Annotated in this window: 18 protein-coding genes; 8 read left to right on the plus strand and 10 right to left on the minus strand. The window is 75.3% G+C overall.

What is annotated here, in order from left to right:
- Positions 1–25 precede the first annotated feature (25 nt).
- Positions 26–856, minus strand: coding sequence for an oxidoreductase (locus ACFSBI_RS03975; protein ID WP_377932265.1), 831 nt, complete (start codon positions 854–856; stop codon positions 26–28).
- Between the two features lie 148 nt (positions 857–1,004).
- Between ACFSBI_RS03975 and ACFSBI_RS03980 the strand changes: the two genes are divergently transcribed.
- Together ACFSBI_RS03980 and ACFSBI_RS03985 are read left to right on the plus strand one after the other, a co-directional pair.
- Positions 1,005–1,295 carry a hypothetical protein gene (locus ACFSBI_RS03980; protein ID WP_377932267.1) on the plus strand — a complete coding sequence of 97 codons (291 nt, stop codon included), beginning with the start codon at positions 1,005–1,007 and terminating at the stop codon, positions 1,293–1,295.
- 37 nt (positions 1,296–1,332) lie between these two features.
- Positions 1,333–2,346, plus strand: a complete 1,014-nt coding sequence (locus tag ACFSBI_RS03985; protein WP_377932269.1) for an AAA family ATPase — start codon at positions 1,333–1,335, stop codon at positions 2,344–2,346.
- A gap of 6 nt (positions 2,347–2,352) precedes the next feature.
- On the opposite strand, the gene ACFSBI_RS03990 is transcribed toward ACFSBI_RS03985, so the two are convergent.
- The 3 genes from ACFSBI_RS03990 to ACFSBI_RS04000 are packed head-to-tail and all read right to left on the minus strand — an operon-like array spanning position 2,353 to position 6,830.
- A complete protein-coding gene (locus ACFSBI_RS03990) occupies positions 2,353–3,201 on the minus strand; it encodes an ABC transporter permease (protein WP_377932271.1) in 849 nt (282 codons plus the stop codon).
- A complete protein-coding gene (locus ACFSBI_RS03995) occupies positions 3,198–5,903 on the minus strand; it encodes an alpha/beta fold hydrolase (RefSeq protein ID WP_377932273.1) in 2,706 nt (901 codons plus the stop codon). Before ACFSBI_RS03995 ends, ACFSBI_RS03990 begins: the two co-directional genes overlap by 4 nt.
- A 60-nt stretch (positions 5,904–5,963) precedes the next feature.
- Positions 5,964–6,830, minus strand: a complete 867-nt coding sequence (locus tag ACFSBI_RS04000; protein WP_377932275.1) for an excalibur calcium-binding domain-containing protein — start codon at positions 6,828–6,830, stop codon at positions 5,964–5,966.
- A 129-nt stretch (positions 6,831–6,959) separates the two neighbouring features.
- Between ACFSBI_RS04000 and ACFSBI_RS04005 the strand changes: the two genes are divergently transcribed.
- Both ACFSBI_RS04005 and ACFSBI_RS04010 read left to right on the plus strand, forming a co-directional pair.
- Positions 6,960–7,571: a DnaJ family domain-containing protein gene (locus ACFSBI_RS04005; RefSeq protein ID WP_377932277.1), complete on the plus strand. Its 612-nt coding sequence runs from the start codon at positions 6,960–6,962 to the stop codon at positions 7,569–7,571.
- A 72-nt stretch (positions 7,572–7,643) separates the two neighbouring features.
- Positions 7,644–8,075: a hypothetical protein gene (locus tag ACFSBI_RS04010; protein ID WP_377932279.1), complete on the plus strand. Its 432-nt coding sequence runs from the start codon at positions 7,644–7,646 to the stop codon at positions 8,073–8,075.
- A gap of 4 nt (positions 8,076–8,079) precedes the next feature.
- Here the strand turns inward: ACFSBI_RS04010 and ACFSBI_RS04015 are convergent, their stop codons facing one another.
- The 3 genes from ACFSBI_RS04015 to ACFSBI_RS04025 all read right to left on the minus strand — a co-directional run bounded on the left by ACFSBI_RS04015 (position 8,080) and on the right by ACFSBI_RS04025 (position 13,192).
- Positions 8,080–9,093, minus strand: a complete 1,014-nt coding sequence (locus ACFSBI_RS04015; protein ID WP_377932281.1) for a hemolysin family protein — start codon at positions 9,091–9,093, stop codon at positions 8,080–8,082.
- Positions 9,090–10,496, minus strand: coding sequence for a hemolysin family protein (locus tag ACFSBI_RS04020; protein ID WP_377932283.1), 1,407 nt, complete (start codon positions 10,494–10,496; stop codon positions 9,090–9,092). Before ACFSBI_RS04020 ends, ACFSBI_RS04015 begins: the two co-directional genes overlap by 4 nt.
- A 206-nt stretch (positions 10,497–10,702) precedes the next feature.
- The gene (locus ACFSBI_RS04025) at positions 10,703–13,192 is read right to left on the minus strand and encodes a DEAD/DEAH box helicase (RefSeq protein WP_377932284.1); all 2,490 of its coding nucleotides are present in this window, start codon (positions 13,190–13,192) and stop codon (positions 10,703–10,705) included.
- An 89-nt stretch (positions 13,193–13,281) separates the two neighbouring features.
- Between ACFSBI_RS04025 and ACFSBI_RS04030 the strand changes: the two genes are divergently transcribed.
- The 4 genes from ACFSBI_RS04030 to ACFSBI_RS04045 all read left to right on the plus strand — a co-directional run bounded on the left by ACFSBI_RS04030 (position 13,282) and on the right by ACFSBI_RS04045 (position 16,218).
- Positions 13,282–13,485 (plus strand): hypothetical protein, encoded by a 204-nt coding sequence (locus ACFSBI_RS04030; protein ID WP_377932286.1) that lies wholly within the window; start codon positions 13,282–13,284, stop codon positions 13,483–13,485.
- 126 nt (positions 13,486–13,611) lie between these two features.
- Positions 13,612–14,877, plus strand: a complete 1,266-nt coding sequence (locus ACFSBI_RS04035) for an FAD-binding domain-containing protein (RefSeq protein WP_377932288.1) — start codon at positions 13,612–13,614, stop codon at positions 14,875–14,877.
- A 62-nt stretch (positions 14,878–14,939) separates the two neighbouring features.
- On the plus strand, positions 14,940–15,254 hold the full coding sequence (locus ACFSBI_RS04040; protein ID WP_377932291.1) for a hypothetical protein: 315 nt from the start codon (positions 14,940–14,942) through the stop codon (positions 15,252–15,254).
- A gap of 40 nt (positions 15,255–15,294) precedes the next feature.
- Positions 15,295–16,218, plus strand: coding sequence for an SPFH domain-containing protein (locus ACFSBI_RS04045; protein ID WP_377932293.1), 924 nt, complete (start codon positions 15,295–15,297; stop codon positions 16,216–16,218).
- 14 nt (positions 16,219–16,232) lie between these two features.
- Here the strand turns inward: ACFSBI_RS04045 and ACFSBI_RS04050 are convergent, their stop codons facing one another.
- Genes ACFSBI_RS04050 through ACFSBI_RS04060 form a run of 3 tightly spaced genes read right to left on the minus strand, consistent with a single transcriptional unit; the run spans position 16,233 to position 18,986 of the window.
- Complete coding sequence (locus ACFSBI_RS04050) at positions 16,233–16,799, minus strand: FMN-binding protein (RefSeq protein ID WP_377932294.1); 567 nt, start codon at positions 16,797–16,799, stop codon at positions 16,233–16,235.
- A 19-nt stretch (positions 16,800–16,818) separates the two neighbouring features.
- Positions 16,819–18,192, minus strand: coding sequence for a ferredoxin reductase family protein (locus tag ACFSBI_RS04055; RefSeq protein WP_377932296.1), 1,374 nt, complete (start codon positions 18,190–18,192; stop codon positions 16,819–16,821).
- On the minus strand, positions 18,189–18,986 hold the full coding sequence (locus tag ACFSBI_RS04060) for an FAD:protein FMN transferase (RefSeq protein WP_377932298.1): 798 nt from the start codon (positions 18,984–18,986) through the stop codon (positions 18,189–18,191). Before ACFSBI_RS04060 ends, ACFSBI_RS04055 begins: the two co-directional genes overlap by 4 nt.
- Positions 18,987–18,991 lie beyond the last annotated feature (5 nt).

Consider the following 18,991-nt stretch of genomic DNA (forward strand, 5'->3'; position numbering starts at 1 on the left):
CCCGTGCGAAGCCCCCGGGGGCGTCTCACTCGTCGAAGCCGGTGCTCCGGCTCCGCTCCTCCCACGCGTCCGCGTCGGCGCGGAGGTCGTCGAGCGCGGTGCGGAAGGCGTCGGAGGCGTCGTCGCCGAGCAGCAGCATGAAGGGCGGGTCGCTCGACTCGACCGCCTCGATCAGCACCTCGGCCGCCTTGGCCGGGTCGCCCGGCTGCTGCCCGTGGCCCGTGCCGGCCTCGATGCGCCGCTTGCCGGCCGTGTCCGCGTAGTCCGCGATCGGCTCCGCGGACTGGGTCAGGGAGCGGCCCGCGAAGTCGGTGCGGAAGCCGCCCGGCTCGACGGCCATCGCGGTGATCCCGAGCGGCGCGACCTCGCGGCGCAGCGACAGCGTCAGCGCCTCGATGGCGGCCTTCACGGCCGCGTAGTACCCGGAGCCCGCGGGCGACTGGCGGGCGCCGATCGACGACAGGTTCACGATCGTGCCGGAGCGGCGGGCGCGCATCCCGGGCAGGACGGCCTTGATCAGGCGGACGCTCCCGAAGAGCTGGGTGTCGAAGAGTCGCTGCACGGCGTCGTCCTCGCCCTCCTCGACGGCGGCGCGGTAGCCGTACCCGGCGTTGTTCACGAGGACGTCCACCCCGCCGAACCGCTCCTCCGCGGCCGCGACCGCCGCGGCGACCTGCCAGTCGTCGGTGACGTCGAGCGCTGCGGCGAGCGCCGTCTCCGGGTGCGCGTCGACCAGGTCCTGCACCGAGGAGGCGTCGCGGGCCGTGACGACCGCGCGGTGGCCGCGGGCGAGGACGGCCTCGGCGAAGGCGCGGCCGAGGCCGGTCGAGCAGCCGGTGATGAACCAGGTGGACATGGGGCCTCCTCGTGGGGCGTCGGGCGCCAGCACCGTAGTCGGCGCGGCCGACCGCCGCCGGTGGACGGGTCGCGCACGAGGGACGTCCGGATCGCGAAACCGGTTGACTTCGGGCAACCGCTCAGCAACCGCCCGTGATCCTCGTTCCATGACGATGACCGTGCGGACGCAGGGCGGCGCCGTCTACTCCATCGAGTACCGCGACTTCGACGACACCGGCCGGCGCCTCGGCGTGCTCCGCCACGGCGGTCCCGACGACCCGTCGGGCACCAACAAGCCGATGCGCGAGGACACCTGGTACCGCGTGAACGTGCTGTCGCCGCTGCCGCCGGAGATCGGCACGCAGCTGCGCATGATCCTCGACCCGATGGAGGACGACCCGGACCCGGTGGTGCGGCAGACGACGATGGTGATGAGCGTCGTCGGCATGCTCGACTGAGGTCCGGCACGCGGCCGCGCGCGCCTAGGCTCCAGCCATGGCCGCACGCAACCCGCTGCACGAGCTGCGCGACCAGGTCGGCAGGCGCATCGGCGAGCAGCTGCAGCGGCCGGGCCTCGAGGGCGCCGAGCGCCTGGTCGGCGACCTGCTCGCGGCGCGGCCGGGGCCCGCGCGGCCGCTGCCGGAGATCCAGGCGGACCTCGACGCCCTGGTCGGCCTCGAGACGGTGAAGGCGCAGGTCCGCGCCCTCGTCGCGTTCCTGCAGGTGCAGGCGCGGCGCCAGCAGCACGGGCTGCCGGAGGTGGCGACGAGCCAGCACCTCGTCTTCCTCGGCAACCCGGGCACCGGCAAGACGACCGTCGCCCGCCTGCTGGCCGAGATGTACCGGGCGGTCGGGCTGCTGCAGCGGGGGCACCTGGTCGAGGTCGACCGGGCGGGCCTCGTCGGGCAGTACGTCGGCCAGACCGCCATCAAGACCGACCGCGTGATCCGGCGCGCGCTCGGCGGGGTGCTCTTCATCGACGAGGCCTACGCGCTGGCGCCGGAGGGCCCGATGCGGCAGGACTTCGGGCCCGAGGCGATCGAGGTGCTGCTGAAGCGGATGGAGGACCACCGCCACCGCCTCGTCGTGATCGTCGCCGGGTACCCGCGGCTGATGGAGGCGTTCCTCGCCTCGAACCCGGGCCTCAGGTCGCGCTTCGCGCGCGAGATCCGCTTCCCCGACTACTCCGCGGACGAGCTGGAGTCGATCTTCGTCACGACCGCGGAGCAGCACGAGTACACGCTGCGCCCGGGCGCCGACCGCACGCTGCGCCGCATCCTCGCGAACGCGCGGCGGGGCGAGGACGCCGGCAACGCGCGCTTCGTCCGGACCCTGTTCGAGCAGACGGTGAACCAGCAGGCCGTGCGGCTGACGGGGGAGGGCGACCCCGCGGCGCTCGACCGCCCCGCCGTCACGAGCCTGACCGCCGAGGACCTGACGGAGGCCGCCCGCCTGCTCGGCGAGGACGCCGGCTCGGACACGCCGCCCCGACGCCGCTGGTGGGGCTGACGCGCGTCAGCCGGTGACGTCCTTGCGCTGGAAGCGCCAGGCGGCGAGCGTCCCGGCGACCAGGACCCAGAGCAGGCCGTTGATCAGCGCGTCGGCGACCGTGGCGAGCGAGATCGGCTGCAGCAGGAACTGCTGGTACGCGAACGCGTAGTGGGTCGGCAGCCACAGCCGGAAGTCCATGAGGGCCTCGACCTGGTCGAGGGTGCGGGTCACGATCGCGACGACCACCACGCCGCCCGCGGCCGCGAGCGGCGAGTCGGTCAGCACCGTGAGCAGCAGCCCGAGCGAGGCGGCCCACAGCAGCCCGAACGGGGTCACGGCGGTGGCGAGGGCGAGCCGCAGCACGGTCTCCGGCAGGTCGAGCCGGGGACCGTTCGGCACCTGCATGCCGCCCGGGCCGTAGGACAGCACGCCGACGAGCAGCGCGACCGCCGCCATCCCGACCAGGCCGCCGACGAGGATGACGGCGGCGGCCGCGGCCTTGACGCCGAGCAGGCGCAGCCGCGGCACGGGGATCGCGAGCAGGTACTTCAGCGTCGAGCGCGACGCCTCCCCGGCGATCAGGTCGCCGAACAGGACCGCGGTGACGATCGTGACGAGGTAGCCGCCGGACACGAGCAGCACGAAGGCGGCGAAGCCGCCGCCCGACGACTGCGCGAGGGCGCCGAGGTCGGTGCCGGTGTCGGAAGGCTGGGCGCCGCCCAGCAGGAAGGCGACCCGCACGATGACGGGCAGCAGCACGAGCACGCCGACCGCGGCCAGCACCCGCCACTGGCTCAGCTGGCGCAGCAGCTCGACCCGCAGCGGCAGCGTCGTGCGGTGCCTCGGGGCGGGAGGCGGGGCGATGGCGGTCATGCGGGCTCCGGCTCGGCGATCAGGTCGAGGAAGGCGTCCTCCAGGCGGCGCTCGCGGCGCAGCCCGGTCAGGGCGACGCCGGCGCCGACGAGCAAGGCCACGACCTCGGCGGTGCCGAGCGCGCCGCCCTCGACGCGGACCGTGCCGCCGCCCCCGTCCACCGCCCGGGCGCCGGCGCCGGTCAGGGCCGCGACCGCGGCGTCCACGTCGCCGACCTCCACCACCACCTGCTCGGCCCCGCCCGCGATCTCCTCCACCGGCCCGGCCGCGATGACGCGACCGTGCGACATGACGACGACGTGGCTGCAGGTCTGCTCGACCTCGCCGAGCAGGTGGGAGGAGACGACGACCGTGCGCCCGCCCTCCGCGTAGCGCCGCAGCACGTCCCGCAGCGCCACGATCTGCGTGGGGTCGAGACCGTTCGTCGGCTCGTCGAGCACGAGCAGGTCCGGCATGCCGAGCATCGCCTGCGCGATCGCGAGCCGCTGCCGCATGCCCTGGCTGTACCCGCCGACCCGCCGGCGGATCGCGCCGCCGAGGTCCGCGACCGCGAGCGCCTCGCCGAGCCGCGCCTCGCGGGCGGGGCGACCGGTCGCGGCCCAGTGCAGCCGGAGGTTGCGCCGCCCGGACAGGTGCGGCAGGAAGCCCGGCCCCTCGACGAACGCGCCGACGCGGCGCAGCACGGGGGAGCCGGGCACGACGGGCACGCCGAACGCCTCGATGCTGCCCGCGTCCGGGCGGGTGAGGCCGAGGACCATCCGCATGGTCGTCGTCTTGCCGGCGCCGTTCTCGCCGAGCAGCCCGACCACCTGCCCGCGCTCGACGGTGAACGCGGCGTCGTCGACCGCGGTGAAGCCGGAGCGGAACCGCTTGGTGAGCCCGCGCACCAGAAGCGGCGGGGCGTCGTCGACCTGACCGCGGGCCTCGGCCCGCCGCGCGGCGGCGGTGCGGACGCGACCGCCGATCAGCGCCGCCGCCAGCAGGGCGGCGATGAGCAGCGCGAGCAGCGCGATCCGGTCGAGCTGCCCCCTGGTCGGCCGGAAGACGGTACCGGCGCTCGGGGCCGACCCGAGCCGCGGCAGCGCGACGGCGTCCGCCGAGAGCCGGTAGGTCGCGGGCTCGGTCGAGCCGAGGAACTGGCTGTCGGTCGTGCGCAGCGTCAGCTCGACGCGGTCGCCGGGGGCGAAGCGCCACACGGTGCCGGGCAGCCAGACCCGGATGCGGGCGCCGCCGGGCGGCAGCCGCACGTGCACCGGGGCGACGCCGCCCGGCAGCGGCCGCCGCTGCGAGCCGGTGACCGCCGTCAGCTGCGCGAAGAGCACGACGTCCTGCGGCTGCGCGGATGTCGTCGTGATGTCCACGCTCGCCTGCGCCGCCCCCGTCAGCACCACGGAGGAGGTCAGCGGCTCGGAGACGAAGCGGGCCGCCTGGTTCGGCGGGTTCGTCCGGCTCAGCAGCCCGGAGGCGGTGCGTCCGAGGTCGGTCGCGGCGCCGATGCCGGGCAGCGAGGTCACGGAGGCCGGCTGGCCGCCGGGCGGGTTCACGACGGTCCGCTCGCCGCCGTCGAGGGGCAGGACCTCCGCGTCGCGCGCGTCGAGCCCCGGGTAGCGACCGGTGCTGTGCTGCTCCTCGAACGAGGTCGCCCCCGCGGGCACGGTGTAGGTGAAGCGGGTCGAGACCGGCTCCTGCGGATGACGCAGACGGGCGTCGAGGAAGTCGTCGACGGCCTGCTCGGTGCCGGCCGTCCCGCCCCCGTCGTGCCCGCCCGCGAACCACTGCACCTGCACGGGCGCACCGGCGCGCCGGATCGCCCCGGCGTTCAGGTCCGCCTGCCGCAGGGTGAAGAGCGAGTCGTTCAGGCCCTGCAGCAGCAGGGTGGGCGCCGTCATCCCGCCGAGCACGGACTCCGGGGAGGAGCGCTCGAGCAGCGCCTGGTCCGCGGCCGTGAACGGCCCGCCGGTGACGAGTGTCCGGTACAGCGCGCAGACCTGCGGCGTGAAGCGGGCGCAGGGGCCGGCGGCGTCGTCGGCGGCCGCCGTGCCGAAGAGGCGCGCCAGCCACGCCGCCTTGACGGTCCGTTCCGGCTCGACGCCGCGCGCCCAGCCGGACGTCCAGGGCACGAGCGCCTGCCCGAGGTCGTACCAGGTGATGCCCGCGACCACGGCGTCGACCCGGGGATCGGTGGCGCCCGCCATCAGCGCGAGCGCGCCGCCGTAGGACGCGCCGACGACGGCGACGACCGGGTCCCCGTCGCGGTGGAGCACGTCGCGGCGCGCGTCGAGCACGTCGATCAGCGCCCGGGCGTCGGGCACCTCGCCGTCGAGCGAGTCGAGCCCGATCCTGCCGCCGGAGGCGCCGAAGCCCCGGGCGGAGTACGTGAGGACCGCGTAGCCCTCGCGCTGCAGCCGTCGGGCCTCGCCGGCGAGGTCGCCCTTGTCCTGCCCGAAGGCGTGGGCGAGCAGCACGGCTGGCGCGGGCCGCGTCGCCGGCAGGTACAGGGAGGTGTCGAGCCGGATCCGCTGCGTCGAGGTCGGCGACTCCGGCACGGACACGAACCGGGCGACGGGCGCGGCGAGCGCCGGCCGGGCGGGGCCGGTCAGCCGCGGCACGACGACCGCCGCCGCGACGCCGATCGCGGCGACGACCAGGGCCGCGACCACGACGGCGAGCGCACGGCGCCGACCGCTCCAGGACCCGACCACCCCCGAATCCTGCGGGACCCGCGGGGCGAAGGTGCGCGCGGACGCCGAATCGGGACGGGGCTACTCGCAGGCGACCCCGTCGCCGTCCCGGTCGAGCCGCGGCGTCTCGTACCCGGGCTGGCCGCGGTACAGGGGCGCCCTGCCCGCCGCCCGGACGGCGTCGCAGTTCCGGTAGTAGGCGCTGGACGCGCCGCCGCCCGCGGGCTTCGGCGTCGTCGTCCGCGTCTTCCTGCGCTCGACGAGGGCGCTGATCGCCGGCTTGCCCGGCTTCGCGACCGCGAGGGAGTCGCAGCCGTCGAGGCCGGCGGCGAGCGCCTTCCGCTCGACGCGGTCGACCGACAGGTGCCAGCGGGACTTCACGGCGATCCACTGCTTCACGTAGGCGCAGGCGTAGGAGGAGGCCGGCGGCATCCACCCCGCCGGGTCGCGGTCGCCCTTCGAGCGGTTGCTCGAGCGCGTCACCGCGATCAGGGAGGGCCCGTAGCCGAGGTCGTTGCCGAACGCCTCCCGGCGCGTCGCGCTCCACTTCCAGGCGCCGGAGCGCCACGCCTCGGCGAGCGGCACCAGGTGGTCGACGTCGAGCCGCGTCGCCTTCGTGACCACGCGGTTGTCGTATCGGCTGATCCACCTCCCGCCCTTGACGGTGCCGTACCGGTTCACCGACGCCGTGACGCGGCTCTCGGCCTTCAGCACCTCGGCGCGCGTGTCGAGCCGGTCGCGGTCGGCGTCGTTCCACACGTGGAACGCGCGGCGCTGATAGCTCGCCGCGTGCGAGTCGGAGCGGACCGTCAGTCGGTCGAGGAGGACCCGGGCGTCGGCGCGGCCGGCCGGGACGGCGGCGGGCGCGGCGTCCGCGGCGAGCCCGCCGCCGACGACGAGACCGGCGGTGATCAGGGCCGTGGTGAGAAGGGCGGGGCGGCGTCGCATCGTGCTCCAGTGCTCGGTGGTCCGCGCACGCTAGGGGCGCACCCGCGCGCAGCCGGGTTCCCGCGCCGGGCCCGGCCCGCCCGCTGCGCGCAGCACCCCCGGTTCCCCGGGCTACGGTGGATCGGGACCATGAAGCGACCTCCCGATGCACGCCTGTCCGCGGCGCGGTACGCGCTCGAGCAGGCCGACCCGGACGCCCGTACCGGGGAGCAGGACGACGACGCGCCGGTCGACGCCGGTCAGGCGACGCTCGACGAGCGCGCCATGGCGGTGGAGGTCGCGATCCAGCAGGCGATGCGCCGAGGCGACTTCGACCGGCTGCCGGGCGCGGGGAAGCCGCTGCCCGGCATCGGCGGCCGGCAGGACCCGGACTGGTGGATCCGCCGCAAGATCGAGCGGGAGCGCCTGAGCGGCCTCGGCCCGCCGGCGCTGACCCTGCGGACCGAGGACGCGGCGCTCGAGGAGCGGCTGGACGCCCTCCACGTGGAGTCCGCCGTGCGCGAGGCGCTCGAGGACTTCAACGCCCGGGTGCGCGAGGCGCGCCGCCAGCTGCTCGGCGGCCCGCCGGTCGTCACGCGCCCGAGGGACGTCGAGGCGGAGGTCGCCGCCTGGCGGCAGCGGGCCGAGCAGCGCCGCGCCGAGCGCGAGCGGGCTCGCGATCAGGAGCGCCGGCGCGAGGCCGAGCTGCTCGCCGCGATGACCTGGCGCGAGCGCCGCCGCCACCGCCGCGGCGCCCGCTGACCGCCTCCGCGTTGCGCTGACGCGGGCCCTCGCGCCACGATGCGGGGCAGCACCGGCGAGCGGAGGTCACGGATGAGCGACGGCGGGTTCTCGGAGCAGGAGCGCGCGGCGATGCGCCAGCGCGCGGAGGAGCTGCGCTCGGCGACGGGCGTGAAGGGTGCCGCGAAGCGGGCCCGCGAGTACGACGCGTGCCTCGCCGCGATCGACGCGCTGGGCGGCGCGGACCGCGCGGTCGCCGAGCGGCTGCACGTGATCGTGTCGGAGGAGGCGCCGCAGCTGGCGCCGAAGACCTGGTACGGCTTCCCCTCCTACGCGAGGGAGGACAAGGTCGTCGTCTTCTTCCAGCCGGCGTCGAAGTTCGGCACCCGCTACGGCACCGTCGGCTTCAGCGAGGACGCGGCGCTCGACGACGGCGAGATGTGGCCGACGTCCTTCGCGGTGCTCGAGGTGACCGCCGCCGCGGACCAGCGGCTGCGCGACCTGGTCCGGCGCGCCGCGGGCTGACCGCTCAGCCCGCGGGCGCCGCTTCGGGCAGGACCCGGCGGATGAGGTCGTCCAGGGTCACCACGCCGATCGCGCCGCCCGACTCCTCCACGACGGCGAGCTGGACGCGACGCTCCCGCATCTGCCGCAGCAGGCCGTAGACGGGCGTAGCGGCGTCGGTCGTCAGCACCGGGGAGGCGAAGGGCGAGACCGGCTCGCCGTCGGCGGCGACCAGGGTGTCGCGGACGTGGACGACGCCCGGCAGGCCGCCCGCGTCGTCGCGCACGAGGATGCGCAGGTGGCCGGTCTCGCGGGCGACGGCCCGCACCTCGCCGGCGGTCGCGGTCGGCGGCACGGCGGTCGGCTCGCCGCGGCGCGTGATCTCCCCGACCGTCAGCCGCTCGAGGTCGATCACGTCGGCGATCTGCTCGTGCAGCCTCGGCTCGAACACGCCCATGCGCGCCGAGTACTCGACCAGGTTGCGGATGGTGCCGGCGTCGCGGCCGCCGACCGCCGCGGAGTCGACCGGCTCGACCCCGACGCGGCGCACCACCGCGTTCGCGGCCCGGTTCACGATCGTCAGGAAGGGCCGGAAGACGGCGACGAAGGCGCGCGAGGGGATCCCGATCAGCTTCGCGGCGGTCTCCGGGTGGGCGATCGTCCAGGACTTCGGGACCATCTCGCCGACGACGAGGTGGAGGAAGGTGACGACGAGCAGCGACAGGACGAAGGCGGCGCCGCCGGCGAGCCACACCGGCAGTCCCGCGCCCTCGAGCAGCGGGCTGATCAGGCCGTCGACGGCGGGCTTCGTCACCGCGCCGAGCGCGAAGGTGCAGGCGGTGATGCCGAGCTGCGCCCCGGCGAGCATCAGCGTCAGCTCGTTCATGCCGCGCAGCGCGGCGCGGGAGCCGCGGCTGCGCTCCGCGTCCGCCTCGAGCCGGTGCCGGCGGGCGCCGATCAGCGCGAACTCGATCGCGACGAAGAAGGCGCTCGCGGCGATCAGCAGCACGGTGACGACGAGGGGGAGCCAGACGTTCACCGGTGCGCCCCGATCGGCCCGTCCTCGTCGGCGGCCACCTCGTCCTCGAACCGGCGCTCGACCAGCTCGACGCGCAGCGCGCTCGGCACGTGCCGGGTCACCTCGAGCACCTCGAGGCGCAGCGCCCGCGGCGGCAGGTCCTCCTCGATCAGCTCGGCGCCCGTGGCGGGCAGCGCCACCTCGACCGCGTCGCCGACCGACGGCAGCGACCCGCGCTCGGCGATCACGAGGCCGGCGAGGGTCTCGAAGTCGTCGCGGGGCGGCAGGTCGCGGCCGATCGCCCGCTCGACCTCGTCGAGGTGCAGCTCGCCCGGCATCGTCCAGACGCCGTCCGCCACCAGCTCGGGGTCCGACTCGTCGTCCGGGTCGTGCTCGTCGCCGATCTCGCCGACCAGCTCCTCGGCGAGGTCCTCGACCGTCAGCACCCCGGCGAAGCCCCCGTACTCGTCGATGACGCAGGCGAGCTCGTCGCGGCTGCGCGAGAGGGCGTCGAACGCCTCGGACAGGCGCATCAGGGTCGGCAGCACCACCGGCGGCCGCATGATCGCGGTGACCGGTCGGGCGTCGTCCTCGGCGACGCGCAGCACGTCGAGCAGGTGGACCACGCCGAGGGGCTCGTCGTGGTCGCCGACCACCGGGTAGCGCGTGTGCTGCTCGGCCATGCGCGCTCGCGCCTCGGCGATCGACGTGGCCGCAGGCAGCAGGTCGACCCGGGCGCGGGGGGTCATCGCGTGCTCCACGTCCTGCGCGGGGAAGTCGAGCACCCGGTCGAGCAGCAGCGACAGCTCCTCGGGCAGGTCGCCGCTCTGCCGCGAGTCGTCGATGATGTGCTCGAGGTCCTCGGCGGTCGCGCTGCTGTCGAGGTCGTGCACCGGCTCGACGCGCAGCAGCCGCAGCACCGCGTTCGCCGCGTGGTCGAACAGGGCGATGAGCCAGCCGAAGGCGGTCAGGTAGATCCGGGTGGAGCGCGCGAGCGCCTTCGCGAGCCGCTCGGGCCGGGCGATCGCGAGGTTCTTCGGGAACAGCTCGCCGAAGACCATCTGCACGCCCGTCGCGATGACGAGCGCCAGCACGGTGCCGATCGCGACGCCCACGACGGGCGACAGGCCGGCGCCGCCGAGCAGCGTGCCGATCGACTCGCCGATGAACGGTTCGGCGACGTAGCCGGCGAGCAGGCCGGTGACGGTGATGCCGAGCTGCGCGCCCGAGAGCATGAACGAGGTGCGGCGGGTGATGGCGAGCGCGCGGTGCGCCGCCTGGTCCCCGGTGTCGGCCGCGGCCCGCAGGCGGGCGCGGTCCACCGACATGTAGGCGAACTCCTGCGCGACGAAGTAGCCGTTCGCCGCGATGATCGCGGCGGTCAGCAGCAGGCCGACGACGAGGACGAGCAGGGCCTCGATCACGCCGTCACCCCGCTTCGACGGGGCTCGGGCACGCGGCGGCGGGCATCGGCAGGAACGGTCGAGCGCCGGTCGGGCACTGCGCGATCAACTCCTCGGTGGTCGTCGCGTCGACGCTAGCCAGTCGGACGCGCCGCGCAGCCGGCGCACCGGCATCTCTTCGGCGCTTCATGGCCGCGGCTCGGCGGATGCTCGTCAGCCGTCAGCCGTCAGCCGTCGAGGCGGCCGACCCCGGTGAGGCGGAGGACGGCGGCGCCGGCCTCGTCCGACGCGGTCAGGTCCACGACCGCCGTGAAGTCCCAGTCGTGGTCCCCGGCCGGGTCGTCGAGGATCTGGCGCACCCGCCACTCGGCCGCCGCCTCCTCGATCACGAGCAGCGCCGGGCCGCGGGCGTCCGGCCCCGTGCCGAGCCCGGCGTGCTCGTCGAAGTACGGCTCGAGCGCGTCGGCCCACGCGTCCGCGTCGAACCCGGCGGCGGCGTCGAGGGCGCCGAGCGCCGCCCAGTCGCGCCGGGCCGCCAGCTGCACGCGCCGGAAGAGCTCGTTGCGCACCATCACGCGGAAGGCGCGCGTGTTCGCGGTGAGGCGGCGCGGAGCCGGGGGCACCATCGCGGCGTCCGGCTCGTGGAGCGCGGGGTGCAGCAGCTCCTCCCACTCGTCGACCAGGGACGAGTCGACCTGACGGACCAGCTCGCCGAGCCACTCGATCAGGTCCTGCAGCTCGTCGCTCTTGATCTCGTCCGGGATCGTCTGCCGAGCGGCGCGGAACGCGTCGGAGAGGTACCGCAGCACGAGGCCCTCCGAGCGCTGCAGCCGGTAGAACGCGACGAGCTCGCCGAAGTCCATCGCCCGCTCGACCATGTCGCGCACGACCGACTTCGGGGACATCGCGAAGTCGAGCACCCACGGCTGCTCGGCCGCGTACGCCTCGTAGGCGGCGTCCAGCAGCTCCTCCAGCGGCTTCGGGTGCGTGACCTCCTCGAGCAGCGTCATCCGCTCCTCGTACTCGACGCCGTCGGCCTTCATCGCCGCGACGGCGTCGCCGCGCGCCTGGAACTGCTGCTGCGCGAGCACCGGCCGGGGGTCGTCCAGCGTCGCCTCGAGGATCGAGACGACGTCGAGCGCGAACGTCGGCGACTCCGGGTCGAGCAGCTCGAAGGCCGCGAGCGCGAAGGGCGACAGCGGCTGGTTCAGCGCGAAGTCCGGCTGCAGGTCGATCACCAGCCGGATCCGGCCGTCGACCTGCTCCACGACGCCGGCCGCCCGCAGGGTGCGGTAGAGCTGCAGCGCCCGCCGGGCCAGCTGCAGCTGCCGCCGCCAGGGCTCGTGGTTGTCGAACACGAGCGCGCGGACGTTCCCGAACACGTCCCCGCCCCGCCCGATGACGTTCAGCAGCATCGCGCTCGTGATCGCGAGGTGGGAGGTCAGCGTCTCGGGCTCGGCGTCGATGAGCTTGCGGAAGCTCGGCTCGCCCCAGGAGACGAAGCCCGCGGGCGCCTTCTTCGCCACCCACTTGCGCCGCTTCTTCGGGTCGTCGCCGATCTTCTTCAGCGCCTTGCGGTTCTCGGACTCGTGCTCGGGCGCCTGCAGCACGACGCGGCCCTCCACGTCGTACCCGGCCCGGCCGGCGCGCCCGGCGATCTGGTGGAGCTCGCGCGCCGACAGCTGCCGCATGCGCGTGCCGTCGTACTTCGTCAGCGCGGTGAGCAGCACGGTGCGGATCGGCACGTTGATGCCGACGCCGAGGGTGTCGGTGCCGCAGATGACGCGGAGCAGGCCCTGCTGCGCCAGCTGCTCCACGAGGCGCCGGTACTTCGGCAGCATCCCCGCGTGGTGCACGCCGATCCCGAGCCGGATCAGCCGGGAGAGCGTGCGGCCGAACGCCGTCGTGAAGCGGAATCCGGCGACCGCCTCGGCGATCCGGTCGCGCTGCTCGCGGCTCGCGACGCCGGCGCTCGCGAGGGCCTGCGCGCGCTCGATCGCCGCCGCCTGGGAGAAGTGCACGACGTAGATCGGCGCCTGGCCCGTGCGCAGCAGCTCGTCGATGGAGTCGTGGATCGGCTCGAGCTCGTAGAAGAAGTGCAGCGGCACCGGCCGCTCCACGCCCGTGACCCGGGCGGTGTCGCGGCCCGTGCGGCGGGTGAGGTCGGCGGCGAGCGCGGTGACGTCGCCGAGGGTCGCGGACATCAGCACGAACTGCGTCCGCGTCAGCGTAATCAGCGGCACCTGCCACGCCCAGCCGCGGTCGGGGTCGCCGTAGAAGTGGAACTCGTCCATGACGACCTGGTCGACGGGCGCGTCCGGCCCGTGGCGGAGGGCGAGGTTCGCCAGGATCTCCGCGGTGCAGCAGATGATCGGGGCCTCCGGGTTGACCGACGAGTCGCCGGTCACCATGCCGACGTTCGCCGCCCCGAACACCTCCACGAGCGCGAAGAACTTCTCGCTGACCAGGGCCTTGATCGGCGCGGTGTACCAGCTGCGCCTGCCCTGCGACAGGGCGAGGGCGTGCGCGCCGATCGCGACGAGCGACTTCCCGGTGCCGGTCGGCGTCGACAGGATCAGGTTCGCGTCGCCGACGAGCGCGATCATCGCCTCCTCCTGCGCCGGGTAGAGCGGCAGCCCGCGGGCCTCGGCCCACTCGCTGAAGGCGGTGAAGGCGGCGTCCTCGTCGAGGCCGCCGGCGGGCAGCGGCGGCGGCATGCGGTCGAGCAGTGCGGATTCGATGTCTCCATCCTCCCAGCCCGCATCCGCGTCCTCCCGCCCCGCGGGTGGTGCACCAGCATGGAGCGGTGGCGCCGTGGATCGTGCTCGCGTTCGGGCTCGTGCTGATCGCCTTCGGCGTGCGCGCGATCCTGCTCGAGCAGCGCGCGGCCAGGCGCGGCCGGCGCCCCTTCCGGCCCGACCTCGGCGCGTCCGTCGGGCTGCTCTTCGTGCTCGGCGGCCTCGCGGTGCTGCTCGCCCTCGGGATGCTGCTGGTCTTCCCCCGCGCCTGACCCGGTCGGATCCGGTGCCGTGCGGACGGGTCCGGTGCCCGCCCCCGCCGTGAAGCGCCTCCGGATCCGGCGGAGCGGCACCGGATCCGACGGGACCGCAGGCTCGGCGATGCCTACGCTGCGGCGGTGACCCGGCTGCCCGTGCCCGACCTCGACGACGCCGAGCGCTGGACCGCGGAGCACCTCGGGGACCTCGCGCTCGAGGGCGCCGACGGCGTTCGGGCGTCGCGCCGCTTCACCGGCGGCCAGACGGCCGCGGACGCCGCCCTCGCCGGCTTCGACGTGCGCGGGTACGCGAGCCGCCGCAGCGCGGTGCTGCCCGAGGAGGACCGGGGCGCGAGCGCGCTCTCCCCGTACATCCGGCACGGCCTGCTGCCGCTGCCACGCGTCTGGGACCACGTGGGCGGCGGCCCGGCGCGCGACGTCGCGAAGTTCCGCGACGAGCTGCTGTGGCAGGAGTACGCCCGCCACGTCTACGCCCGGGTCGGCCGGCGCATCGCGGCGCCGCTGCGCCGGGAGCCCGCCGTCGGGCGCGGCTGGGACGGGGAGCCGTACCCGGAGGCGATGGCGTGCATGTCCGCGGTGCGGCGGGAGCTCGTCGAGGACGGCTGGCTCGTGAACCAGTCGCGCCTCTGGGTGGCGTCGCAGTGGACGGTGCGGGCCGGGTGGGACTGGCGGGCGGGGGAGCGGGCGCTGTACCGCCATCTCGTCGACGGCTCGCCCGCCGCGAACGGCGTCGGCTGGCAGTGGGCGGTGGGGGCGGGCACCGGGAAGCCCTACGGGTTCGCCAGGTGGCAGGTGGAGCGGCGCGCCCCGGGGCTCTGCGCGACCTGTCCGCTGCACCGGGCGTGCCCGATCCAGGAGTTCCCTGCGGCGGGGTCCGGTCCGCAGGTGGCGCCGGTGCCGGGGCTCGCGGCCGACCCGGACCCCGCGACGACGGCTGGGCCGGCTGCGCCGGTCCTCCGCGGCGAGCCGGAGACGGTCTGGCTGACGGCGGAGTCCCTCGGCGACGCGGACCCGGCGCTCGCCGCGCTCCCAGAGCTGCCCGCGGTGTTCGTCTTCGACGAGCCGCTGCTCGCCGCCCTCCGGCTTTCGGGCAAGCGCCTCGTGCTGCTCGCCGAGTGCCTCGCCGACCTCGCGTCGCGCCGCGAGGTCGAGGTGCACCGGGGAGCCGTGCCGGCCGTGCTCGCCGGGCGCCGCCTCGCCGTGACGCACGCGCCGGTGCCGGGGTTCCGCACCCGCTCGGCCGCGCTCGAGATCTCCGCCCTGCACCCCTGGCCGTGGCTGCGGCGCCCCGCCGGCGGCTCCGCCCGCTCGTTCACGGCGTGGGTCGAGCGGCACGGCGGCACCCCCGCCTCGGGCCGCCCGCGCCGCCCTGCGCGCCGACGCTGACCGCTCGCGTCGCGACGCGAATGGCGGGGAGGACGTCCGGCACCGCGTGGTTGACTCGCCGGGTGGGCGCGCTCATCGAGGCCGGGGTGTTCCTGCTCGTCGCGGCGGCCGTCGTGGTCCTCGTCGTGCTGGTGCTGCGTGACCGCGCCGCGCCCGGTGAGGCCGTCGAGCCGCAGCGCACCGTCTCCGACCGCCACCGGCACCGATGGACCCGCTGGCAGGTGATCGACGAGCGGCGCATCCACCTGTACGGCGAGGTGGACGAGGGGCGCGACCTGCCGGACCGGGTGGACGTCGTGCTGCGGCGGGAGTGCGCGCGCTGCGGCCTGCCGCAGACGCAGACCGTCCGCGGGCTCGACGCGCAGCAGCGGGGCTGACGGCTGGCGGTCGTCACCGTCGCCCCGATAGAAAGACCGCGTGTTCCTCTTCGTCTCCGGCGTCGTCCTGCTGCTCGTCGCCGTCGGCGGCGTGGTCGTCGCCCTCATCAGGCCGACCCGGCGCCTCGCGGCCCTCGGCACCGCGGTCGTCGCCGGCCTGCTCGGCGTCGGGGCGATCACGTCGCAGACCTTCTACTCGCAGGACTCCGGCGAGGCGTCGGTGCTCGTCGACGTCTCCGGGACGATCGCGGGGCAGGAGACGACGCCCGGTTTCCACGGCAAGGCGCCGTGGCAGACCGTGAAGACCTTCAACATCCGCAACCAGACGGTGTCCTTCGTCGGCGACGGCGGCACCGACTACTCGGGCGGCTCGGCCGCGGGCCCGCAGGTGACCGCGCAGGACTCGGACGGCGTCTCGAGCGACATCGACGTGAACATCGTCTACTCGATCGCGCCGGAGAAGGTCACCGAGATCTACCGCCAGTACCGGGACGAGTCGAACTTCGTGCAGCAGTTCGTCGTGCAGCAGATCCGGTCGGTGACCCGGGCCGTGCCGAACCAGTTCTCGACCCTCGACCTCATCACCAAGCGCACGGAGGTGTCCGCCGCCCTCCGCACCGCGCTCGAGTCGGCCTGGCGGGGCACGGGCGTGCAGGTCGACCAGGTGAACCTGCAGGAGATCCGGCCGCCGAAGGCGGTCAGCGAGTCGTACTCGGCGGCGCAGCAGGCGCTCGTGCAGGTGCAGGCGGAGAAGGCGAAGCTGGAGGCGACGAAGGTCTCCGCCCAGCAGCAGGTCGTCCAGGCGCAGGCCCAGGCGGAGGCGAACGCCGAGCTGGCGAAGGGCCTGACGCCGTCCGTCCTCCAGAGCCGCTACATCGACGCCCTGAAGTCGATCGGCGCGCAGGGCAACGTCATCGTCGTGCCGCAGGGCTCGACGCCGTTCGTCCAGGTGCAGCAGAAGTAGCCGCAGCGGGGGCGTCAGCGGCTGAAGCCCCCGCGCTCCTGCAGCGACGAGACGTCCGTGCTCGCGGTGCTGCCGTCGGGCGCCGTGTAGCCGGCCTGATCGAGCGCCGACTGCAGCGACGCCTCGTACTGGGCGCTCGTCCAGGTCGCCCCGCTGACCGTGTCGACCGCCGCGGTCTGGTGCTGCAGGACCTCCTCGCGGAGGGTCGGGAACGCGCTCTCGCTGATCTGCACGGAGCGCCCGTCGTTCCGGTTCTCCTGCACCACCAGGACGTCGGTGATCCTGCCGCCGCTGATCACCGCCTTCACCCGGGTCGTGCCGAACCGCGCTGTGACGGCATCGCCCGTCCAGGTGCCGTCCTTCGCGGACGAGCCGGGGCTCGCTGAGGGGGCGGCCGTCGAGCCGGCGGACCCGGCGGAGGACGCGGACCCGGATCCGGACGAGGGTGCCGAGGCGGCGCCCTCGGTCGCCGGGGACGCGGCCGGAGCACCGAGGACGGCGCTCGAGGGCAGCGGCTTGAACAGCAGCACCCCGGCGGCGCCGATGACGGTGGCGGTGATGACGATCGGTGCGCGGCGCATGGCGGTTCCTCCCCGTCGCTCAGAAGGCGAAGGACTCGAAGTGGATGCGGGAGGTCGGGACCCCGGCCTCGACGCAGGTCGCGACGAAGGCGCGGGTGAAGTCGTCCGGCCCGCAGACGAAGACGTCCCGGTCGGGGAGGTCGGGCAGCGCGCGCCGGAGGCTGCGCGGGGTGAAGCGCACCGCGGAGCGCGGGCCGAGCGACTCGAACAGCCGCGCGCCGCGCCGCGCCGTCTCCGCCGCGATCTCGTCCCGCAGCACGAGCGAGCCCTCGTCCCGCCCGCGCAGCAGCACGACCGCGTCGGCATGCTCGTCGAGATCCTGCAGCAGTCCGAGCAGCGGGGTCGAGCCGACGCCCGCGCCCGCCAGCAGGACCTTGGCGCCCGCGGACTCGGCGGTGAAGCGGCCGTACGGGCCCTCGACGAACACGGGGGTGCCGGGTCGCATGCGCGTCAGCTCGCGGCTGTGGTCGCCGAGGTCCTTGACCGTGATCCGCATGCGGTCGGCGTGCGGCACGTGGGACAGCGAGAAGGGGTGGGCCTGCCACCACGCGCCCCGGGTGAGGAAGCGCCACTGGAAGAACTGCCCGCCCGCCACGGGCAGGCGGTCCAGGCGCCGGCCCTCGAGCACCACGGACACGACGCCCCGGCCGACCGGCACGACCTCCGCGACCCGGATGCGGTGCCGGAGCGAGCGGCCCACGGGCAGCCCGACGCGCCAGCCGACCACCGCGGCGAGGAGCCCGATCCAGAGGGCCCACCACCACGCCGTCGCGAGCGGATGGCCGACGAACGAGGCACCGACGGCGACCTGGTGCTGGAAGGCGAGCAGCAGCGCGAGGTAGGTGTACAGGTGCACCGCCCACCAGGTCTCGTACCGCAGCCGGCGTCGCGCCCGGCGGTAGGAGGTGACGCCCGCGAGCACGAGCAGCGCGGTCGCAGCGCCCGCGGCGAGCATCCCCGGGTAGGTGAGCAGCAGCTCCCAGGTCTCGGTGAGCGGGCCGTGCCCCTCGAGCGCCGCGTACCCGAGCACGATCAGCAGCACGTGGGCGACCAGCAGCCAGAGGCCCCACGGCCCGATCGCGCGGTGCCAGCGGATCAGCCGGTCCTGCCCGATCGCCCGCTCGAGCGGCCCGATCCGGGCCGACAGGGCGACGGTCACGATCATGGCGTAGGCCGAGAGCAGCCCCGCCATCCGTCCGCCGGTCGTGAGCAGGCCGGAGACGGTGGTGAGCCCGGCAGCGGTCCACTGCTCGATCCCGAGGGCGATCGTGATGCCGAGGCCGAGCCCCGCGGCCGCGGCGAGGGCGTCGACGACGAGCGGCCGGCCCCGGGGCGGCAGGCGGCGGGCCGTGCGACGGGGCGTCCCTCGCGGGGCCTCCCGGAGCGCCGTCATGCCGCCGGTCCCGGCTCGCCCGCCCGGGCTGTGACCGGCACGCCCCGTACGAAGCGGGGGAACCCGGCGGTGCTGCGCACGCGGCCGCCGGGCAGCACCGCCCAGCACTCGTAGACGGGGATCCCCGCGACCCAGGCCGGCCCCTCCTCGCCGAGCACGAAGGCGGCGGTGGCGAGGGCGTCCGCCCTGCCGAGCTCGGGTCCGCACACCGTGACGGCGACGGCACCGGCGGCCGCCCGCCCGGTCCGGGGGTCGACGACGTGGTCGCCCCGCTCGTAGGCGCCGGACGTGGCGACGGCGAGGTCCCACGCGGGCACGACGGCGGCGAGCAGCGCCGTGACGACCGGGTGGCGCACGCCGACGCGCCACGGCGCGCGGTCCCGCGGGCGGGCGGTGCGGACGTCGCCGCCCGCGTTGACCGACCAGTCGTCGCAGCCGTGCGCCTTCAGGATCGCCGCGGCGCGGTCGACCGACCAGCCCTTCACGTAGCCGGACGGGTCGTACCCGGTCGCCCGGTCGGCGCGGAAGGCGCCCGCCGACGCCGACTCGACCTCGGTGCAGGCCGCGACGACCGCCGCCAGCTCGGCCGACCGCTCCTCCGGAGCGGTCGCGTGGAAGCGGGACACCTCGCTGCCCGGCCGGTAGGGGCTGAACCGCCGGTCGACCTCGTGGAACCAGGCGACCGACTCGTCGAGCGCCGCCCGGTGGTCGCCCGCGCCGCGCAGGTCGAACGACACCGTGGTGCCCATCACGGTCTCGACGTGCACGAGGCGGGCTGCGGTGGGAGCCGGCATCCGAC

Origin of the sequence: Amnibacterium endophyticum, from assembly GCF_042680685.1 — a bacterium.
Lineage (GTDB): Bacteria > Actinomycetota > Actinomycetes > Actinomycetales > Microbacteriaceae > Amnibacterium > Amnibacterium endophyticum.